Source organism: Chryseobacterium sp. S90 (assembly GCF_047444895.1).
Taxonomy (GTDB): Bacteria; Bacteroidota; Bacteroidia; order Flavobacteriales; family Weeksellaceae; genus Chryseobacterium.
The window spans coordinates 25557-46118 of sequence record NZ_JBLGCX010000013.1 but is presented as its reverse complement, the minus strand read 5'-3'; the positions used below and the strand labels follow the sequence as shown (position 1 = coordinate 46118).

General features: G+C 36.0%; 16 protein-coding genes. 8 read left to right on the top strand and 8 right to left on the bottom strand.

The window, feature by feature from the left end:
* Nucleotides 1-32: 32 nt before the first annotated feature.
* Nucleotides 33-449: a RidA family protein gene (locus tag ACLMCG_RS22675; RefSeq protein WP_413961389.1), complete on the top strand. Its 417-nt coding sequence runs from the start codon at nt 33-35 to the stop codon at nt 447-449.
* Here ACLMCG_RS22675 and ACLMCG_RS22670 read toward each other — a convergent pair.
* Nucleotides 446-1765 (bottom strand): M20 metallopeptidase family protein, encoded by a 1320-nt coding sequence (locus ACLMCG_RS22670; protein ID WP_413961388.1) that lies wholly within the window; start codon nt 1763-1765, stop codon nt 446-448. The two genes, ACLMCG_RS22675 and ACLMCG_RS22670, sit on opposite strands and share 4 nt — an antisense overlap.
* Nucleotides 1766-1975: 210 nt before the next feature.
* Entirely contained in the window at nt 1976-2791 is an 816-nt protein-coding gene (locus ACLMCG_RS22665; RefSeq protein ID WP_223600940.1) for a hypothetical protein, read from the bottom strand.
* Nucleotides 2792-3271: 480 nt separating this feature from the next.
* Between ACLMCG_RS22665 and ACLMCG_RS22660 the strand changes: the two genes are divergently transcribed.
* The 4 genes from ACLMCG_RS22660 to ACLMCG_RS22645 are packed head-to-tail and all read left to right on the top strand — an operon-like array spanning nt 3272 to nt 8794.
* Nucleotides 3272-3718 (top strand): hypothetical protein, encoded by a 447-nt coding sequence (locus ACLMCG_RS22660; protein ID WP_413961387.1) that lies wholly within the window; start codon nt 3272-3274, stop codon nt 3716-3718.
* Complete coding sequence (locus ACLMCG_RS22655; protein WP_413961386.1) at nt 3715-5790, top strand: GMC oxidoreductase; 2076 nt, start codon at nt 3715-3717, stop codon at nt 5788-5790. The genes ACLMCG_RS22660 and ACLMCG_RS22655 overlap by 4 nt, the downstream gene beginning before the upstream one ends.
* Nucleotides 5791-5794: 4 nt before the next feature.
* Nucleotides 5795-7246 carry a ferritin-like domain-containing protein gene (locus ACLMCG_RS22650; protein WP_413961385.1) on the top strand — a complete coding sequence of 484 codons (1452 nt, stop codon included), beginning with the start codon at nt 5795-5797 and terminating at the stop codon, nt 7244-7246.
* An 18-nt stretch (nt 7247-7264) separates the two neighbouring features.
* Nucleotides 7265-8794, top strand: coding sequence for a peroxidase, FMP-type (locus ACLMCG_RS22645; protein WP_223600944.1), 1530 nt, complete (start codon nt 7265-7267; stop codon nt 8792-8794).
* 64 nt (nt 8795-8858) lie between these two features.
* On the opposite strand, the gene ACLMCG_RS22640 is transcribed toward ACLMCG_RS22645, so the two are convergent.
* The 5 genes from ACLMCG_RS22640 to gndA all read right to left on the bottom strand — a co-directional run bounded on the left by ACLMCG_RS22640 (nt 8859) and on the right by gndA (nt 14957).
* Nucleotides 8859-9497, bottom strand: a complete 639-nt coding sequence (locus tag ACLMCG_RS22640) for a TetR/AcrR family transcriptional regulator (RefSeq protein ID WP_223600945.1) — start codon at nt 9495-9497, stop codon at nt 8859-8861.
* Nucleotides 9498-9987: 490 nt separating this feature from the next.
* Nucleotides 9988-10626, bottom strand: a complete 639-nt coding sequence (locus ACLMCG_RS22635; protein ID WP_413961384.1) for a TetR/AcrR family transcriptional regulator — start codon at nt 10624-10626, stop codon at nt 9988-9990.
* A 681-nt stretch (nt 10627-11307) separates the two neighbouring features.
* Nucleotides 11308-12018, bottom strand: coding sequence for a 6-phosphogluconolactonase (gene pgl, locus ACLMCG_RS22630; RefSeq protein ID WP_223600947.1), 711 nt, complete (start codon nt 12016-12018; stop codon nt 11308-11310).
* Between the two features lie 27 nt (nt 12019-12045).
* On the bottom strand, nt 12046-13527 hold the full coding sequence (zwf, locus tag ACLMCG_RS22625; RefSeq protein ID WP_184554628.1) for a glucose-6-phosphate dehydrogenase: 1482 nt from the start codon (nt 13525-13527) through the stop codon (nt 12046-12048).
* Nucleotides 13528-13538: 11 nt separating this feature from the next.
* Nucleotides 13539-14957 (bottom strand): NADP-dependent phosphogluconate dehydrogenase, encoded by a 1419-nt coding sequence (gene gndA / locus ACLMCG_RS22620; protein ID WP_413961383.1) that lies wholly within the window; start codon nt 14955-14957, stop codon nt 13539-13541.
* A 251-nt stretch (nt 14958-15208) separates the two neighbouring features.
* On the opposite strand from gndA, the gene ACLMCG_RS22615 reads away from it, so the two are divergent.
* Nucleotides 15209-15568 carry a hypothetical protein gene (locus tag ACLMCG_RS22615; protein WP_047377503.1) on the top strand — a complete coding sequence of 120 codons (360 nt, stop codon included), beginning with the start codon at nt 15209-15211 and terminating at the stop codon, nt 15566-15568.
* Nucleotides 15569-15736: 168 nt separating this feature from the next.
* Here ACLMCG_RS22615 and ACLMCG_RS22610 read toward each other — a convergent pair whose 3' ends face one another.
* Complete coding sequence (locus ACLMCG_RS22610; protein WP_413961382.1) at nt 15737-16492, bottom strand: response regulator transcription factor; 756 nt, start codon at nt 16490-16492, stop codon at nt 15737-15739.
* A 694-nt stretch (nt 16493-17186) separates the two neighbouring features.
* Between ACLMCG_RS22610 and ACLMCG_RS22605 the strand changes: the two genes are divergently transcribed.
* Together ACLMCG_RS22605 and ACLMCG_RS22600 are read left to right on the top strand one after the other, a co-directional pair.
* Entirely contained in the window at nt 17187-20009 is a 2823-nt protein-coding gene (locus ACLMCG_RS22605; RefSeq protein ID WP_413961381.1) for a T9SS type B sorting domain-containing protein, read from the top strand.
* A 50-nt stretch (nt 20010-20059) separates the two neighbouring features.
* Nucleotides 20060-20497, top strand: coding sequence for a hypothetical protein (locus ACLMCG_RS22600; RefSeq protein ID WP_413961380.1), 438 nt, complete (start codon nt 20060-20062; stop codon nt 20495-20497).
* The last annotated feature ends 65 nt before the right edge of the window (nt 20498-20562 follow it).

Here is a 20562-nt window from a genome sequence, read left to right as displayed (position 1 = left end):
TCTCTCATTTTTACATCATTAAAAAGAAAATTATGGAAAATAATAAACAACCTCAGCTGATCAATCCTACTGCATTATTCAATCCTAGTCCTTATGGTTTTTCACACAGCATTTCTGTGCAATCTCCTTTCCAGATGTGTTTTATATCCGGACAAAGCGGCGGTGTAGGAGAAAATCACATATTAGCTGATGATTTTAAAACGCAGGTCCAGAATGCTTTAAAAAACTTAAAAATCGTTCTACAGAATCATTCTATGACGTTTGATAATGTTGTCAAAATCACGCTTCTTATCGTTGATCATAATCCCGAGAAGCTTGAAATTTGGGCAGAAGAAGCTAAAACAGTATGGAACCCGACATTTCTACCAACAAGCACGCTTATTCCTGTGAGCCAGCTCGCTTTACCTGGAATGTTGTTCGAGATAGACGCAATTGCGGTGAAAAGTTAGTTCCTGTTAAGACGTTCAATAAGTAATGATGAAAAGTTTTTCACACCCGTTCTGATGCTCTCTTCATCCACTTGAAAATCAAGGGAATGATTCATGGCAATCACTCCTTTTTTGAAATTGGAACCTCCCAGGAAAAAGTAAACACCTGGTATTTTCTGTTGAAAATAAGAGAAATCATCATTGAAAAACGGAACCTGTCCATAATCTGCAGCAACCGTATTTTTTCCATAAAGATTCTGAAGGATTTTCTTGGCTGATGTTGTCAGCTTTTCTTCATTGATAACCGTTGGATTTCCCTGTATAAATGAAACGGAAAGAAGTTTGTCTTTATACCCGCTGTCTTCTATAATTTTCTGAACTCCCGGAATTATTTTATCTAAATTAGAAGAATTTGTTTCATACAGATAGGTTTCAAGAAAAGACTCATTATTTTTAGAATAAGTCGTAAATTTTCCATCCGTGAACAGGTAATCTTTAAAAATAGTATCAGGATTTGTCAATCCGATTTTAGGATCAACAATAGATTGTAATTCCCATGGCTTTGTTCCGGGCTGAATACGGGACAGAAAATCACTGATCTTTTTCGTTAGCCCTTTTGTTTCTTCTTCAGATAATCCATTTTTTAACTGAACTCTTATTCTCTTCTGATAGGCAAACATTTCATTAGGTTTCACCATGATTTGCCCTACCGGTATTGCCGTCACATGCAATCCATATATTTCGTCAGGATTTATTATAGAAAGTAAGCCTTTATCCAGCATTTCTTTTGCCCCTTTGAAGGTTTCTTCTTCAGGTTGAAATATGAAATAGACTGTTCCTTTTAAAGATTTTTTATTTTTTGAAAGAACTTCGGCTATTCCCAATCCAACCGCCATATGGATATCATGACCACAGCCATGCTGAATGCCTTTTATTTTCGATTTGAAAGTTTCAGGATCAGGATAATCATTGGGTAATGCATCCATATCTGACCTCCAGGCTATTTTTTTTCCCTTTTGATCTCCTTTCAGAATCCCTACCACACTGTAACCATATATATCTGTCTTAACTTCCAGTCCGAGATCGAGCAGATATTGCTTAATTTTTTCCTGAGTTTGCTTTTCATGACCTGCCAATTCCGGATTTTCATGAAACTCTCTTCTGATTTTAACCAATTTATCAAATATCCGGTCTGTTTCCTGTTGAACAGATTGATGTACAGACTTTTTGTTTATACTTGTTGAGGAATAAACAATTAATTCTTTTTTACTGTTCAATCCCTGTGCAGACAAAAGAGAAGAAACAAAGCACAATAAAGTTAAGGTTAATCGTTTCATGGTCAGGGGTATTGGTTTTATCTTTGGTGATTATAAAGCCGAAAGTTTATTTATATCAATTAGACAATAAAAGCTTTACTTTCGTTACATCCTGGCTGATTATTTCAAAGAATTTACAGTTTATAAAAACAACAAATGCTTACCAATGGCAAGCATTTGTTTACAAACATGATTATATTAAAATTATTTCACTTTCAATACGTTGTATTACTAAATAATTCTTTTCAAAGAAATTCCGATAATAGTATTGGATGTAGCCGTGTTAAAAGCTGCATTTGTAGAATAAGCTACAATAGACATCCTGTAGTATTTTCCATCAGGAAAAAGTATTTCTACAAGATCTTGTTCCATATTTTCATTGCTTGTGTAAAGCCAATCATCACCATCTATTTTCGTACTGTAATAATTAGGAAGAATCGTCATGTTGGGAGAATTCTGCAATGGATTGCTGGTAGACAATGTTGCATAGGATACAGTAATATTAGAATTCGTTGTGTTAAAAAATCTGGGCCTTAAAATAGTATCCTCACCGGCTAAAACATCAATCCTGATTCCCTCAAAAAATGGAAGCTCAGAAATATTCACAAATTCAGACAGAGCTTTTCTCTGAATTGTTCCTGTTTGGGAAGCAGCTCTTCCAGTCATTTGATTTTTATTGGTATTTCCTGCAGAATTTTGAAATGTTCCTGGAATTACAAACCTATAACCTCTTTCTTCTCCCACTTGGAAATTTCCACCGCCATCAGCAATGCTTAATCTTGTCCATTTAGTGCCATCCCAGTAATAATATCCTTTAGTTGTTAAGCTTCCCGCACCAGTGTTAAAAACAAAAAGCCCTGTCGCCGGATTGGGAATCGTTACAATATCTGTAGCAGAATTAAGATTGACCCTCGGAGGCAGGAAACCTCTGTTGGAAGATGTCAGATCCAATATAGCTGATGGATTAGGATTAGAAGTACCTATACCTACTTGCCCAAACAGGGCAGATGTAATTAAACTTGTTAATAAAAATAATACTTTTCTCATCTGTGTTTCTTAATAGTAATGCAAAATTCAGTAATTACAAAACTCAGATTATTGGTGAAAAGTCCAAATAAATATTGCTGAAAAATTCAATATAAAAGCAATAGAATCAAACAAAAAGTGATAAACTAAACCATTTCAAAAGTTTACTCTGTCTTAAATAAATCTATTTTAAGCTGAACATTATTTAAAATAATTCTAAACTATGTGAAAACAATACCTCTCGAAACCACTTATTACAAAGGATTTGTTACAAAAAATTAAAATTACACCATTCTAAATTACGTAGAAATACTGAATCTTATCTGAGAGGATCTGTTTAATTTCGAATAAACAAAAACTGACAACTATGGATAGCTTGAAAAGCATGCATTCATTTCTGAAAAAGAAGTGGTATCTGAAAATCCGGCAGCTATAGATCAATCGGCATGATAACTTCCTGTTAAAAGGAGTTGAAGATATCTAACCCAAATTTTTAACGAAATGAATATTATTAACAAAATCCTCAACGTCGACGATTATTATTTCGACGTGTTTATGTCTATCTCGCAAGCGCTTGCCGGGTTTACTGTAAACGAATTACAATCCACAGGTCTGGCAGAGGCCTATTACACCTACGTTATGAAAAGCTTAGAAGCGGCTACTTTCGTAGAATTCCTTACAGTTTCTAAAAATATTCTTGAAAATTCTTCCGATGAAGATCAGTTGAAAAAAGCCATTCAGTCTGAAATTATCGCCAATCCTGGAATGAATGATATCGCCGGAAAAGTGATCACCATGTGGTATTTGGGAACCTGGGAAGGAGCGTATATCAATGACCTTTCTTACAAAGAAGGTCTTGTCTGGAACCTGATGCATTCTCATCCGCCAGGAGCAAAACAACCGGGCTATAAATCGTGGAACATTAAACCTGTAAACACCAACTCATGAGCCAGACCAATAATAAAAAAGATGTGATCATCGTAGGAACGGGGATCGCAGGATCATTGATCGCAAAACTGTTGTCTGATCATGTATTTGACGTGACAAAAGGCAAAATGATCCATCGTGCAGATGCAGGAAAATCTGATAATATCAAGGAAATATCAATCTTAATGTATGAAGCAGGATTGGAAGCCGGTATTGAACTGGATTCCGTATCCTCAATGACCACTTACAATGAGTATATCCGTACTTTTTACAGAGAGGAAGCCAAAGTCCCCAACTCTCCTTATCCGAATTTGAAGCAGGCCCCTTCTCCAAATGTCCTGGATATGGAGCATATTGTCCAGCCATTTCCTGATAAAAAGGGATATCTGGTTCAGTTTGGGCCGATGCCTTTCGCAAGTGATGCCATCAGAGTGGGAGGAGGAACAACTCTTCACTGGCTGGGAACTACTCCAAGAATGCTTCCGAATGATTTTAAACTTACAGAAAAATATGGAATTACTATTCCTCAGCCTAATACTGATAAGCCAAGTCCGGTCAACTGGCCGATAGATTATGAAGAATTAAGGCCGTATTATGAAATGGCAGAATTTGAAATCGGAGTTTCCGGAGATGTTTCAAGGCAGGAATATCCTATTTCTGAGAATATGGAGGAATATTATGGAAATTATGTATTTCCGATGGAAGAGATTCCTCAGAGTTATATGGATCATAAAATCATTGATGGACTTAAAGGGACAAGTGTAAAGCTAAGCTCAGGGGAAATTCCTCTAATGATGGTACCTTCTCCTCAGGGAAGAAATTCTATCCCGAATCCAAAATACGGAAAAACAAAGATTATCAAGGCTGAATCCAAAGAATCAGGATACAAACTGGTTTTAGACAGTTCTGAAAAAGAAGAACACAAGGCTCTCGGTTCTGTGTGGAACCCTTATATGGGAGAGCGCTGTGAGGGAAATGCATCCTGCGTTCCGATCTGTCCGGTTCAGGCTAAATATAATGCTTTAAAAACTTTAAAAAAGGCACTGTATAAAGTTAACGATAATGAAAATCTTAAGCGTAATCCATACATGCAGATTCAGGCTCAGAGTGTGGTATACAGATTAAGTGTTGACCAGAATGATAAAGATAAGATTTCCAAAGTTCATCTGAGAAGGTATACTTCAAAGGAGAAAACCGATTTTGTTGAAGAATCAATTGATACTTCAGACGCCATCGTAATTCTGGCGGCCAATGCTTTTGAAAATCCAAAGATTTTATTAAACTCAAAATACACCGTTCAGGACGTTGTAAAAACCGTTGCCAACAGCAGTGATCAGGTAGGAAGAAACCTGATGGATCATATGGTAATGCTTACCTGGGGACTTTTCCCTGAACCGGTATATCCTTACAGAGGTCCCGGTTCTACCACTAATATTTCGTCTTTCCGTGACGGAAACTTCAGAGGTGAATTTTCTGCGTGGATCTCTCCGCTTGACAATTGGGGCTGGGGCTGGCCGGCATTTTCTCCGGGATCTGATGTAGGATATTTTATCAGCCAGAAGCTTTTCGGGGCAGAATTAAGAGAAGCACTTACGAACAGGCTTTCAAAACAGGTTTTATTCCACTTCGAGATTGAGCAGCTGCCTAATCCAAATAACAGAGTAACTATTAATGATCAGTATCTGGATGTTCTCGGAATTCCGCGTCCTGTTATCCATTATGAACTAACAGAATATGAAATGAAGGCAATGGAACAGGCAAAAAATGCTTCGGACCAGATGTTCAAAAGATTAAATATTGATGATTTCACAAAATATACTGCGGAAGACAAGAATTCTGTGATCTACAATGGAACAAGATATTCTTACAACGGGGCCGGTCATATTGTGGGAACGCACAGAATGGGTTCTACAGCAGAAGATTCTGTTACCAACAGCTATTGTAAAGCCTGGGATCACCCGAATTTATACGTTGTAGGAGCAGGAAACATGACCACTTTGGGAACATCAAACCCTACTTTAACATTATCAGCATTCACTATCCGTTCGGTAGAATCTATCCTTGCAGATCTTGAAACTCAACTTAAAAAATAACAACATGAGACAAAGACTTATCAATAAAACAGCACAGCCACAGGAAATATTAACTGCAGGAAGAATGGCAGCAAGAAGCGCAGTCGTTACTGAAGCCGTTTCATTACCTTCTTTATTATTTGATTCAACATTGAGTAAAGAAGACTGGATTGAAGGATTAAAACATCACAGCAAAACATTGACGAATCTTTTACTGAACGATCAGATTGATGATTTTAATGTCTATTTAGAATCCCAATTTGGCTCAGATGTTTCTGAATTAAAAAAAGGATTGACTGAAATTGATTATAAACCCGTTTTACAGAATCTTTTGCAAACGGCTATTCTCATTGAACATTCTACCATTCCACCTTATCTTACGGCTTTATATTCGATTAAAGACGGAACCAATGCTCTGGCTTCCCAAATTATCAGAAGTGTTGCTGTGGAAGAAATGCTTCACCTGATCATGGTTTGTAATGTATTGAATGCAATTGATATTCAACCCTCTGTTAACAAACAGGAGAACTACCCTACCTATCCGATGAAATTACCAATGAATGTTGATTTCTATGTAGGTCTGGAAACTTTCTCAAGTAATAGTATCGCAACTTTTATTGCCATTGAAAGCCCGAGCAAACCATTGGTAAAAGCGCCGAAATATGACCACGAAACAGATTCTTCAGCATTATATTCCCAAAGAACGGCTGTACAGGATAATAACTTCTGGACCCTTGAAAATATGAAAGGTTTCATCATGGAAAATGTACATACCATTGGTGAATATTATGATGTCTTATTCTTCTACATTGTTATTTTCCAGATTATTGCCTATTACAAAGAACATGGAACTCTTCCTAAGAATTTCGAAGAATTAAATACCGGAGGAATTTTCACAGGAAATCCTGCCAAACAAATTCGTCCTGAGCAATATTACGGAAGTGGCGGAAAACTACATTTTGTGGAAGCTTTAGAAGGAGTAATTGCTGTTTTTCAGGAGATCAAAGGACAAGGTGAAGGGACTGACGATTCAATTTTCGATGTTGACCCATCCCAATTTGAAGAAGGTGTAGAGTTGGCTCATTATTTCAGATTTAAAGAAGTTTTCCATGAGCATTTTTATCTCGGTGGAAACTATGAACCTTTTACAGATGAAAACGGTATGATGCCTGTCACTACCCCACCTACAGGAAAAGATTTACCCGTAGAATGGGATGAAGCTTATCCTATGAAGCCTAATCCAAAAGTAGAAGATTATATCAAAAACAAAGAATTACATGCACAGGGAATTGAGTTTAATAAGACCTACAGACGTTTATTAGATGCTATACAAAGCGCTGTGGAGGGAAACCAGAGAGAACTGGAAAAATCCATCATGTACATGTATGCCTTGAAAGAACAGGCTGTTAACCTCATGAAACAGCCGCTGGATGCTCAAACTAATGCAGGCCCCACTTTCGAATACACTGAATTATAACCATAAAAACGATATATCATGCTTAAAAGAAAAAAAGAGAGTCCCGAATCGGGAGGCGAACAGTTGTTCCGTAAAATGCCAGGCCAAAATGAAGTTAATCTGGCTGAGCTAATGGATGGATATTCAAAACTATTGATTGATGATCCGGTAAGGCCATTCAGAGAAGACAATCTTCAGGCCATCGAAAATAGTGTAGATTATGGAATACTTAAAGCTTTGGCAGGTACATGGGTAAGCTATAATGTGAATTACAATAAAGATATTGCTAAACCGTCATTAGCAAGTGGAGTACATACTACAATTATGCCTTCTCCCGGCACCAATTCAGGAACGATACCTGGAAAATTCGCTTTTGACAGTGAAGAATATATTGAGAAGTTAACATTTTCAATTGTCCCGGGTGGAGTTCGTAACCGCGGAGGTGCCAGTGAACTCTTCTGTGGAGCTGTAAAATATGAGCAAAGTATTAAGAGCGTTAATGCCATACAGGGACAAGATGCTTTGAAATACACCCCTATTCATGAAGAAAACGGTATGTATCTTTGGCTGAGTGATGTCTACAATCATGCAGCAACCAAGGAGTCTATTGAAAGAGACCGTGGTATTCATGCCGTTTCAACAGAAGATGCTAAAAAGTATGGCTATACGGGTGAATACAGAGATGAGCCTTTAGTAAGAATAACACCAGATGGAGTGGCGAATCCTAAATATATTCTTTTAAGTCAGCTAGAGCCGGGACAGCCTTATTATGAAATTATTCCGGCACAGGAAATAAAACCGGGAGCAGGAGTTGACGGTCCTTATTTTATTCCGGACTACTCTATTTCCCGAAGCGGCGTTATTCCTCACGGAAGTACCATTACTTTACTTGGCGATATTATTCCTCAAAATAAAGCTGATGAAACCTTTTATTTAATTGATGGCTCGCCTCAATTCCCTTATGGTAAAGAGGCATGGGATACTAATCATCTTTCCATTTCACGTACAATGGGGAATGCCGGGGTAACGCCAGAAGAAATCATTGACCTTGATAAGCCTGCACCGGATTGGGTTCATCAAACACTAGACGACAAAAATGATCCTGGTTCAAACAAGATTTATACTCAAAGAATACTCGCAGACGATTTATACCCTTATTCTGTACGACCCGATCTCAGACTTAGGGATACATTAAGAGGTCAGAAGGTCAGCAATTATGTACATGTGAGAATGTCTTCCAAAATGAAAACCGGAGCACAGGGAGGAGTTTTAAATGTTCCTTTTGTGAACCGTTTTGTTCCAACAGTTGAAGTGGATATGGATATGTGGATTGAAACAATTATTGAAGACGGAAAAGAAATTCTTCAGCTGCAATACGAGCAAATTGTATTCTTTGAATTTGATTTCGGGAATGATGGAGGTACTACAAGCTGGCCTCACATCCAGGTCAATACCCTTCGTAAGTTAGCAGATATTCCTGATGATCAGAAAAAAGTGATCGAAGATCAGTTCTTTAATACTGGTGAAAATTCCGGTGCAGCTTCAGGCTGTCCTTACCATAAAGGATAGAATTATTCACCAATAGTACAAAAAAGAGGCAGATTATTGCCTCTTTTTATGTTTTCTAAGTATATTAAAGATTATCGTAGGTCTGATCCACCATAAAAGATATTGCTTTTTTGATTTTTTCACGTCCTTCAGGGGTATTGGTATCTATGCCGCAGAAAATACTGCCATTCAGAGAAGAGAACATATTCAGGTAATAAAGCCCTGAAACCATAATCGCCATGATAGAGCGATAGGTATCCATTTTATCTTTGAAATGAGATTCCATCAGTAATTTGAAGATATATTCTCCATTTTCTTCCTGGGTATCAATCAGTTTTTTCAAGGATTTTCTGGGTTCAGAAATGGTCCATAACAATAGTTTTTGAGCCTCTTTGTTGGTATATACGTGATCAAATTGTGAAAGCAGCATATGCTCGATAAATTCTCTTCCTCCATCTTCCAGATTCGGTTTCATCTTTTCTACTTCTTCACTGGTTACCTTCACCCAAAAATCCTGTGTACGGACATATTCGTCCATCAGACCATCCATACCGCCAAAATAGGTGTAGATCATTTTCTTATCTACTCCGGCGGTTGCAGCGATATCATTGATCTTCAATCCTGCATACCCTTTCGTTTTCAGAATTTTCCCAACTGCATCTAAAAATTTTTTCTTACTGCGTTCCTTGTTTCTAATACTCCCTGATGCTGACTTTCTTTCCATGACTAAACATTCAATATACAAGTTTAAGAAAATTTTTTATCATTTTAGACACCTACAGGTGTCTAATTTCAACTATTTATATATATTTGTACAAACTAAAACCATCTAATATATAAAACCCTATCGGGATTGAAAATTAAAAACTATTCAGATTGTAACAGCGTATCAGCATCATTCAGATAGTAATTTCTTATATAATAAAATTAATAACCTGAAAATCAAAGCATTAAATAAAATTCATAAAATTTTTATTATTTTACACACTTCGTAGTGTCTTATTTTATATATTTGTACAAACTAAAACCATCTACATATCTTAAAACACTTTTAGGTTGAAAAATAAGACAATTCAGACTGTTTTATTTAGGTTCCCTTACTTTAAGACAATTTCGAACACGAAACAACTAAGGTAGAAACACAACAACACAATTGACCATTAGAGATTTCTAATGGTTTTGTTTTTTTCCATAATAATATGACAAACTAAATATTACAGATTCTCATAGGTTTGGTTCAATAAAAAAGAAACTGCACTTTTAATTTTATCCCGTCCTTTAGAGGTGTCTACATCTATTCCACAGAAAATACTGCCATTCATAGCAGCATACATATTCAGATAATAAAGTCCGGAAACCAGGATAGCCATTATCGCACGTACATCTTCAGCATGTTCTTTGAAATGAGAATCCATCAGGAGTTTAAAAATATATTCTCCGTTTTCTTCCTGAGTATCGGTAAGTTTTCTTAGTGACTTTCTGGATTCTGAGATGCGCCATAGAAGTAATTTTTGCGCTTCTTTGCTTTTGTAGACATAGTCAAATTGCGACAGAAGCATTTTTTCCATGAAAGACTGTCCGCCGTCATCCAGTTTGGGTTTTATCTTGTCTACTTCATCAATAGTTACTTTACTCCAGTAGTCCTGAGACCGGATATATTCATCTATAAGCCCGTCTATCCCTCCAAAATAATTATAGATCATCTTTTTATCTACCCCGGCTGTAGCAGCAATGTCAGTCACTTTCAAAGCAGTATGTCCTTTTGTTCTCAGTATTTTTCCTACTGCTTCCAAAAATTTTTTTTTACTGCGTTCCTTGTTCCGGATACTTCCCGCTGCTGACTTTCTTTCCATGGTAAACTTTTCAATCCTACAAGTTTATGAATTTTTTTTCATTTTAGACACTTTTTAGTGTCTAAATATGTATATTTGCATCAACTAATAACCATTTTATATAAACGAACGATCAAAGTTGTGAGATTGAGTGAGATCAGATTGTACCGTTAGTTCCCTCAGTTTAAATGTATAAACATTCCATGACTGAGGTAAAACATTACTCACAGCATCATTTTTATGGTGCTGTTTTTATTTAACAGAAACGAGTTCTTACATTTTTCAGGTATAAATACCCATTCCTTTTAATTTTTTTGATTTTATTTCTGGCTTGAAATACCTTCTATCACTGGTTTTTCTCAATTCAATTAAACATTGAAAAAAAATAATTTAATTTTTTTTCATTTTAGACACTTTCAAGTGTCTTATTTTGTATATTTGCTTCAAACTAATAACCATTTTACATAGAAGCACTATTGAGTTGAGAAAAATTAAAAAGTTTCGAAAACAAGCAACTAAGGTAAAAACACTAAATGCAACAGTATCATTAGCTCTTTAATGATGCTGTTTTTAAATTTAAAAGTCAGATTTTGATTTTGAAGTACAGAAAATTGCATATACCGGTTTCGGTATAGAATAGTTGATTTGAAGAGAGAGACTGCCCTAGGACAGTCTCTTATTTTTAAAGGTCAGAAAAGTTTGTTATCCTTTTGCTTTTTCGTCAGTAAAAAAATGATACCCATCCTTTTTCTCAATAAGTTGTAATGGATATAATGATGGATTATACTCACCGTTCAGCACTTCATTCAATGCATGTTTTTTGGATTCGCCAAACGCTATTACCAGAATATTTTCAGCGTTATTGATTACAGGTGCAGTCAAAGTAATCCTGAACATTTCCTGAGGTTTCAGATAATAGGCAGAAACCCATTTTTCTTTTTCATTTAAAACCTCTTCACCAGGAAATAAAGAAGCGGTATGACCATCGTCTCCCATTCCTAAAAGGATAAAGTCAAAAACCCCTTCATTGCCAAGAACACTTCTGATCTGCTCTTCGTAAGTCTTTGCATAATCCTCAGGAGTTTTCCCTTCAGCATACATAGGGAAAATATGGTTTTTATCAACAGGAACCTGGCTGAGAAGAGCTTCATCCGTCATTCTGAAGTTGCTTTTATCATCATGTAAAGGCACCCATCTTTCATCTACCCAGAAAAAGTAAACTTTATTCCATTCAATCTGCTCTGCATATTTCTGAGTCGCCAATAGTTTAAAAATAGCTTTGGGAGAAGATCCTCCACTCAATGCAACTACAAAACGGTCATTTTTCTGAATAGATTTTTTTGAAAGGTCAACAAATGCATCTGCTGCCTCTTTGTACAGTTTTTCCAGATCGTCGAATACTGTAATATTCATTTTTTGTCTGTTTAAATTTTATATTGTTTATACCCAGCTGTGTCCTTGTCTTTCCACCAAAGCATTAACATCTTCGGGTCCCCAGCTTCCTGCTTTATAATTCGGGAATGATAAATCTTTATTATTCTCCCAGGCTTCCTGTATTGTTGTAACCACATCCCAGGCTTCTTCCACCTGATCGGAACGCATAAATAAAGTAAGGTCTCCTAAAAGAGCATCCTGCAGTAAGGTTTCATAAGCTTCCGGAGTATCATCCTGACAGGCAAAATTATCAAAAATCATTTCTGCAGGCTTCAAATCCAAGGTCAGTCCCGGTTTTTTCGTCATAAACTGTAATCTGATATCCATCATCGGCTGAATATTAATAATCAACCTGTTAGCTGATAAAAGATGCGGACTGTCTGAGAATGTGGAATGAGGAAGCGGCTTAAATTGAATGGTAATATAAGAATGCTTTTCTTTCATTTTCTTTCCTGTACGAACGTAGAAAGGAACATCCTGCCATCTTTCGTTGTCCAGATAAAACTTTATCGCTGCAAAAGTTTCCGTATTGGAATCTCCAGCAATACCGTTCTCCTGACGATAGCCTTTCACATCTACCCCGTTTATTGTGCTTTTTCCGTATTGCCCTCTTACCGCATAATGATCAACCTGATCTGGAGAAATTCTGCGAATTGATTTCAGAACGTCAACTTTGCGGTCTCTTATTTCACCTGATTTCAAAGAAGCCGGCGGTTCCATAGCCACCATACACAGAATCTGCAGCAGGTGGTTCTGAATCATATCCCTCAAAGCTCCTGTCTGCTCATAAAAAGCACCTCTTGTTTCTACTCCTACTTCTTCCGCTACGGTAATCTGTACTGATTCTATATATTTATGATCCCATAAAGGTTCAAAAATCGAATTTCCGAATCTGAATGCCAATATATTCTGTACCGTTTCCTTGCCCAGATAATGATCAATACGATAGATCTGTTCTTCTTCAAATGTTTTTGCCAGAAGACTATTCAGTTCAATCGCCGACTGTTTATTGTGGCCAAAAGGCTTTTCAATAATAATACGGTCTTTTTTCGGATCGGAAGCTAAAGCTGTCGTTTTGATATGATTGGAAATGGTAGAAATGAAATTAGGTCCTATTGAAAGATAAAATAACCTGTTGGCTCTCATTCCGTAAACAGCATCAAAATCCTGCAATTTCTGCTGCAGATTCTGATAAGAACTTTCTTCATCCAATTGATGCTGGAAGTAAGTAATATGAGCCTGAAAACCTGCCCAGTCTTCGGAAGTCACTTTTTTTCTGGAAAAACTTTCCAGATTTTCTTTGATATAATTTCTAAAAAGTTCATCGGTATTTTCGGCTCTTCCCAATGCCACAATATTGAAGCCTTTGGGCATTCTGCCGTCGATGTATAAGTTATAAAATGCCGGAAAAAGTTTTCTTTTTGCCAGATCTCCTGTAGCACCAAAAATAACGATTGTTGTTGGCTGCAAGATTCTATTTTGATTCATTTTTCCGAGTTTTAGTTGTTTGCAGTTTGCCAAGAAGTATGAAATACTCCTTCTCTGTCGGTACGCTGATAAGTATGAGCTCCGAAATAATCACGTTGAGCCTGGATCAGATTCACAGGAAGAGATTCTGTTGTGTAGGCATCAAAATATCCCAAAGCTGTCTGGATTCCCAAACTTGAAATACCGTTTGCAGCAGCATATCCGGCTGTTTTTCTCAGGGCTTTGATTTTCGATTTTACCAATTCAGAAATGTCGTGATCAAGCAGAATATTAGAAAGATCAGGGTTTTGAGTATAGGCAGAATAGAATTTTTCCAGCAATACAGAGCGAATGATACATCCTCCTCTCCAGATTTTCACAACATCTTTCAATGGAATTTCAAAACCGTATTCCGCGGATGCCTTTACCAGTAAAGACAAACCTTGTGCATAGCTGATTAATGTTGAAAGAAAAAGAGCATCACCCACTTCCCTGATAAACAATTCTGTATTTTCAGGCTTTATGATTTCTTTTTCAGTATATATTTTAGAAGCCTGAACTCTCTCCTCTTTATAAGCAGATAAAATTCTTGAAGTTACCGCAATATCAATGGTAGGAATAGAAACACCAATTTCCATGGCTTGCTCAGAAGTCCATTTTCCGGTTCCTTTTGCGCCAGCTTTATCTAAAATCTGATCAACAAGATAATTTTCTGTGAATGAATCTTTCTGAGTAAAAATATCTCTGGTAATTTCAATAAGGAATGAATTCATTTCTCCATTATTCCAGTCTCTGAAAACCTCGTACAACTGTTCATTATTCAGTCCGGCACCTCTTTTAAGCAGATCATAAGCTTCACTGATGAGCTGCATAATGGCATATTCAATACCGTTGTGTACCATTTTCACGTAGTTCCCGGCAGATCCTTTCCCCATATATGCTGTACACGCTTCGTTATCTACTTTTGCAGCAATAGCTTCAAGCATTGGCTTAAGAAGTTTGAAAGCTTCCAGGTCACCTCCAGGCATTATACTAGGACCTCTTCTGGCTCCTTTTTCTCCTCCTGAAACTCCCATTCCCATAAAGTGCAGTTTTTTTGATGCCAGATCAGCAACACGTCGGTTGGTATCTTCAAAATAAGAGTTCCCTGCATCTATTACGATATCACCTTCATTCAAAAGCGGGGTAATGTTTTCCAGCACTGCATCTACAGGTTTTCCTGCAGGAACCATAAGAATAATTTTTCTTGGAATTTCTAATGCTGATACAAAATCTTCTAAAGAGCCTGTACCTTTTACATTCATTTCTGAAGTGGCACCCTTCTCTAATTCTTTTACTTTCTCCTGATCAAGGTCAAATCCTGCGATTGAAAATCCGTTGTCAGCAATATTGTAAAGAAGATTCCGTCCCATTACTCCAAGGCCAACTATTCCATAACTATATCTTTCCATTATATTGGTATTAATATGAATTTTTAATTACAGAGAATAAAATTACGTAAATGCTTATAAGGAAAAAAATAAAGGAAGAAAAAAATTCATAAGACTTCTGTTTTCCCCTCATTTATAAGCTACTAATATTCACATTTTCACATGGTTTTCTTTTTATAGAATAAAATTCAATCATTATTATGGTAATGATCTATTAAAACAGTCTGTTTTTTGGTATAATTAAACTTATATTTGCCAAAATTTATAAAGTAATGAACTATAAACTTGAACTCAACACTCAGGAGCCTAATTCTAAAATCGTTTTTAATACCATCAAATTTGATTCGTTCAAGATTAATATAGTTGAAAGATATATCGGGTCAATGAAGGCTCGTCCTACATTATGTGAAGTTTTATTTAAAGTAAGAACTTTGGATGATGTAATTATCAACAGAAGAGATGGTAATATAAGAGTAAAGATTAAAGGTGATGATTTTGAAACGTATCAGAAATTATCCAGAGACCTGAATTCTTATGAGTACAAAAACAAATTGATCAACAGAAAAGAGGTAGAAGAAAATTATGTTCATTTCATCCTGAGTTTAGTGATCACAAATTACCAGCTTAATTAAGCTGTTCTGAGGATTGTCTCTCTGTGTTTGTGGAGAGACAATTTTCAAAAAAATATACTGCATAAGAAGCAGAGAGATTTATTATTCCTAAAACTGTAAAACTACCCGGAAAAAGATTATTTGTTTTTCAGCACTTTTGACCTGAAATACATTTAGGAAAATTAAGGTTTAAATCAAATTATTCGTAATTACGTAGGAGATTGCTTCGATAATATTTTTCACGCCAATTCTTTCGAATAATTTACTTCTGTGAAATTTTATGGTGCTGGGTGATACAAACAATTGTTCTGCAATTTCTTCTATTTTTAATCCTTGAAGATAAAGTCTTATAATTTCAATTTCCCTTGTTTTTAAGGTGATTTTACATTCTTCCGTCCATTTTCCTGTAAAGAGATTATATTTCCAATACGTTTCTGAGATATTGGATATGATCCGGATATTTCCTGCAGTCCGATTAAGGGAATAGGATACTACACAGGCTATTTTAGAAATTTCGCCATCATTATTAAGTTCTATAGGCGTAATTCTTTGATTGACAAGCACATCTATACTATTTTCATTTTTAAGATGGAAATCATAAGTAATGGTGTGTACCTTTTTCTCTTCAGGTGAAAGACATTCAAAGAATTTAAGGCCAGTAGTTCTCACTCTTCGTAGTATTTCAAGATCTTCTTTCTTGGCATATTTCCGAAAAAAATTATAACCCATTTTTTCAACCTCAGCAGCCCGAAAGCCTGAGAAAAGAAGTGGATTCCCTGAAATAAACTGTAGTTTTCTGGTATTAAGATCTTCAATATAAACAGAACCCATACTGGTTCCCAATACTGCTTTGAGCACATTAAAATATTCGTTTGTACTCTCTTTTTCAAAAATTGTTGCACCAGACGTGTTCCCGGGATACAATAAATTTATTTTATCACTCATATTCTTGACATAATAATAAGGGTGAAAAACTATTTTTCTATTGATTACTTTTGCAAACATATTCATAATTAATTTAAATAAAAAAAAACATCAAAAATTAATTATAATTAAATGTAAGTTTGCAAAACATTTATTTTAACAACAAAAAACACATAAAATTAACTAATTTTAATAAATATTTAATATTTAAAAAGAAACTTTTATGTATTATGCATGTAAAGAAACAGGATTAAGTTTAAAAAAACAAAAAAAACATTTTATTATTAAAATAAAAATTGAATATTCTCTTTACTAAAGCACTTCAACAAAAGTTTATTTTAAATTAATTCATTAAACTTTGATTTAAAAACTATACAAAAGTATAGCCATTTTATATTTTAATTAAATTATTTTTACCCTAAACATAAAATAGAGATTAATCTAAGAAATATATAAGAATGAAGAAATCTAGACCTATTAAAAACTACTTAACTAATGGGCTTATAAGCGGATGTTTTATATCAAACCAACACTAATTTATCTTTGAAGCCGTTCCATCAATTTTATATACTGTTATTTTTCTGTTAATCTATTGATTACTTTTTTGATAGAAAATAACACATTGAAACATATAATTCACAAAAAATTAATAAAGTAATCATAATCATTTTTTAAAAAAGAATTCGTAATTTTTAGATTCAAAATTCAGCAATGCATGAAAAGTTTTATATTTAGTTTATTGTTCCTGATATTGAGCTTACCTCTTTTGGCTCAAAGAGACACAGATCATTGGTTTGCACCTTATTATGCCTCTGTAAATTATACACAGGCACTATATCTTTCTACCGATTCTGTAACTCCTTTTGTTGTTACAATTAACAGTAATAACGTCCCGATTGGTAATGCAACCATCAGCAAAGGGGCTCCTCAGATTTTTGTGGTACCGGCTGTAATTATAGCCGCTAATGTTACTTCAAATGCGTTCACTACTATTAATAAAGGTCTATATGTACAAGGAAGCAAGCCATTTTACTGTTCATTAAGAATGGTAAGCGGCACCGTACACGCTGAAATTATAACAAGTAAAGGAAAAGCCGGGATCGGCAAAGAATTTTTTGTAGCCGCAGCTCCTACTACTGCATCACTTAACATATTTAACTTCACAGCAGGTATATTGGCAACAGAGAATAATACAGTTGTCACCGCTACATGGAACGGAAATGTAACATTTTTTGGAGGAACACCGCCAACTCATTCGCAAACAATTACTCTCAATAAAGGACAATCTTTTATTTTTGCCGGAGGCCCTGGAGTGGGAGGTCAAAATATATCGGCTTTTATTGGAGCTAAAATTGTTTCTGATAAACCAATCACCCTTACCAACGGAAACATCAATGGAAATTTTGGAAGTAACACCAGTATGGGATCAGATGCGATTCTTGATCAATCGGTACCTACGGAAAGACTTGGAAACACCTTTGCCATGGTAAGAACAAGATCTACCAATCCAGATCTTGAAGGTGGTATCATCGTAGGAACTGAAAACAACACCCAAATATTTATCAATGGTTCCAACACTCCTATTGCAACCATCAATAGTGGGGAATTTTACAGAATTTCAGGAAGTAACTATGTTCAGCAAGGAACTTCCGGACACTTTAATATGTTTATTACTACTTCAAAAAATGTCTATTTATATCAGTTGGTTTCTGTAAATAACAGCAGTGCAACCTGTGGCTTCAACTATATCCCGCCATTAAACTGCTTTCTGCCCCGAAAAATTGAAGAAATCGGGAAGATCAATGAAATGCCAACGGGATCCGGAACATCGAGTACTGTTCCAACGGGAACTATTGTCAAATTGAATATTTTGACTGAAACCGGAGCTAATGTAACGGTAAACGGAATTACTCCCACCGCTGCACAAGGACCTTTCCCATTGACAGGGAATAGCAGCTGGGTGACATATGCCATCCCATCTATCACTGGAAATGTAACCGTGGTTTCTGATAAAGCTGTAACAGCAGGTATTAATGGTGGTTACAGTACATCCGGATACGGAGGTTATTTTGCCGGTTTCTCTTCTATCCCACTGATTTCAAAAAAAACAGGAGATTGTATCCCGGGTATTGTACTGGAAGTAAATGACAGCTACGACACCTACCAATGGTTCCTGAACGGAAATCCTATTGCTGGAGCCAATACCAATACTTATACTCCATTGGCTTCAGGGAATTATACCGTGAAAATTTCAGTAAGCACTTGCCCTCCAGCAACTACCCCTGTCTATAAAGTATATACATGTCTTGCGGAATCTACAAAAGCGATTACTGTTTGTGAAGGACATCAGGCAATCGTACCAGAATTTACCAATTCTACCCAAACTTATGTGCCGAGTACGTTAACTATCATTACTCCTCCAGCAAACGGTACAGTTACAGTGGATGCAGCGGGAGTGATTAATTATGTTCCCAACTTCGGTTATCTGGGTACTGATACTATTGTTTATAAATTTTGTGGAAATAACCCGGATTTTACAGATTGTGAACGGGTAACTGTAACATTAACAGTTTCTGAAAGCCCAATCGTCAAAGATGCAGCTTTAAGGTCATGCTTCCAACCATCTAATCCGGTGCTTGGAGTATTTAATTTAACAACAGCAGGAGTTAATGTACAACCGGGAACAATTAAGCAGTATTATCCGTCTCCTACTGATGCGCATAACGGGACAAATGAAATTCTGAATCCAGCCAATTACATTGCTCCTAACGGTGTGGTTTACATCAAGGTAAGCAATACCGACGGATGTTACAAAATTGCAGAAGTAACCCTTACTGTTATTCCTCCTACCTACTCAGAAGTATTAAAGGATAAAATTATCTGTATGGAAAATACGACAACATTAGATGCAGGACCAGGCTATACATCTTATGAATGGAGTACGGGAGCAACAACACAATCTATCAAGAATGCAGGGGTTGGAACTTATTGGGTAGATCTGAAAACCAGAGAATGCACCACCAGACAAACAGTGAAAGTATACGCTTCTGAAAATCCTGTTATTTCAGATATTACTATTAACAATAATACGGTTACTTTAAACGTAATTGCAGGAACAGCACCTTATCAGTATTCGATGGACAATATCAACTGGCAGGATGAGAATATATTTACCAATATATCTCGTGGAAGCCATACTTTCTATGTAAGGGATTCATACAAATGTGTTCCTCTACAGGTAGAAATTACGGTTCCTAATCTGATCAATGTTATCACTCCTAACGGTGACGGAATCAATGACATCCTTGATTATTCTGCTTTGGCAAATAAAAATAATTTCACCTTCAGCATCTATGACAGATATGGAAGTAAGCTTCATGTAGGAAATAAATTAAACGGATTTAAATGGGACGGAGCCACGGATGGTAAAAAAGTACCTACCGGAACCTACTGGTTTGATATGGGCTGGAATGAGAATAATACAAAACAAACTCCAATAAAATACACGGGATGGGTTGTAGTAAAAAACAGGAATTAGTTCCAACCTTGCACAGTAAATCATTGGACATTTAAACCTCTATTTTTATTATGAAAAAGTTATTATATATATTCTTAATCATCACTTCAGGCTTACTTTGGGGCCAGAAAAACAGCAATGTTCAATTTGCGGTTTACAATGATGCCATCGGAACTGCCAGCATGTTTGATCTTTACAAAAGCAGTATTGAAAAAGTAAACGTTTATAAAACCAAGGCCAGCCTGCCTTCTCATTTAAAGAAATTCGATTACCTTGCTGACAACGGCTTAATAGAGATCAAGTTTAAAAAAAATGAAGGCTATCCTGACAGTTTATCATTGGAAATGCTTAATGAGCAGAGCAATCTTCCTAAGGGCAGCCCCGTGTTTATTGAAGGATATCAGTTTAATGACACCACTACCCGGATCTACAGTGAAATGATCATCAACATTGAACTTGCAGATTTTAATGGACAAAAGTGCATCCATATTTCCACCATAAAAAATTAATGACTGGCATCGACAGAGTGTTAATTTAAAAGCAAGAGGCTATTTCCTAAGTGAAATAGTCTCTT

Bases quoted from the DNA above. Each gene is read 5' to 3' on its own strand.
- ACLMCG_RS22675 (WP_413961389.1), top strand. From the start codon at position 33: ATGGAAAATAATAAACAACCTCAGCTGATCAATCCTACTGCATTATTC.
- ACLMCG_RS22670 (WP_413961388.1), bottom strand. From the start codon at position 1,765: ATGAAACGATTAACCTTAACTTTATTGTGCTTTGTTTCTTCTCTTTTG.
- ACLMCG_RS22665 (WP_223600940.1), bottom strand. From the start codon at position 2,791: ATGAGAAAAGTATTATTTTTATTAACAAGTTTAATTACATCTGCCCTG.
- ACLMCG_RS22660 (WP_413961387.1), top strand. From the start codon at position 3,272: ATGAATATTATTAACAAAATCCTCAACGTCGACGATTATTATTTCGAC.
- ACLMCG_RS22655 (WP_413961386.1), top strand. From the start codon at position 3,715: ATGAGCCAGACCAATAATAAAAAAGATGTGATCATCGTAGGAACGGGG.
- ACLMCG_RS22650 (WP_413961385.1), top strand. From the start codon at position 5,795: ATGAGACAAAGACTTATCAATAAAACAGCACAGCCACAGGAAATATTA.
- ACLMCG_RS22645 (WP_223600944.1), top strand. From the start codon at position 7,265: ATGCTTAAAAGAAAAAAAGAGAGTCCCGAATCGGGAGGCGAACAGTTG.
- ACLMCG_RS22640 (WP_223600945.1), bottom strand. From the start codon at position 9,497: ATGGAAAGAAAGTCAGCATCAGGGAGTATTAGAAACAAGGAACGCAGT.
- ACLMCG_RS22635 (WP_413961384.1), bottom strand. From the start codon at position 10,626: ATGGAAAGAAAGTCAGCAGCGGGAAGTATCCGGAACAAGGAACGCAGT.
- pgl (WP_223600947.1), bottom strand. From the start codon at position 12,018: ATGAATATTACAGTATTCGACGATCTGGAAAAACTGTACAAAGAGGCA.
- zwf (WP_184554628.1), bottom strand. From the start codon at position 13,527: ATGAATCAAAATAGAATCTTGCAGCCAACAACAATCGTTATTTTTGGT.
- gndA (WP_413961383.1), bottom strand. From the start codon at position 14,957: ATGGAAAGATATAGTTATGGAATAGTTGGCCTTGGAGTAATGGGACGG.
- ACLMCG_RS22615 (WP_047377503.1), top strand. From the start codon at position 15,209: ATGAACTATAAACTTGAACTCAACACTCAGGAGCCTAATTCTAAAATC.
- ACLMCG_RS22610 (WP_413961382.1), bottom strand. From the start codon at position 16,492: ATGAGTGATAAAATAAATTTATTGTATCCCGGGAACACGTCTGGTGCA.
- ACLMCG_RS22605 (WP_413961381.1), top strand. From the start codon at position 17,187: ATGAAAAGTTTTATATTTAGTTTATTGTTCCTGATATTGAGCTTACCT.
- ACLMCG_RS22600 (WP_413961380.1), top strand. From the start codon at position 20,060: ATGAAAAAGTTATTATATATATTCTTAATCATCACTTCAGGCTTACTT.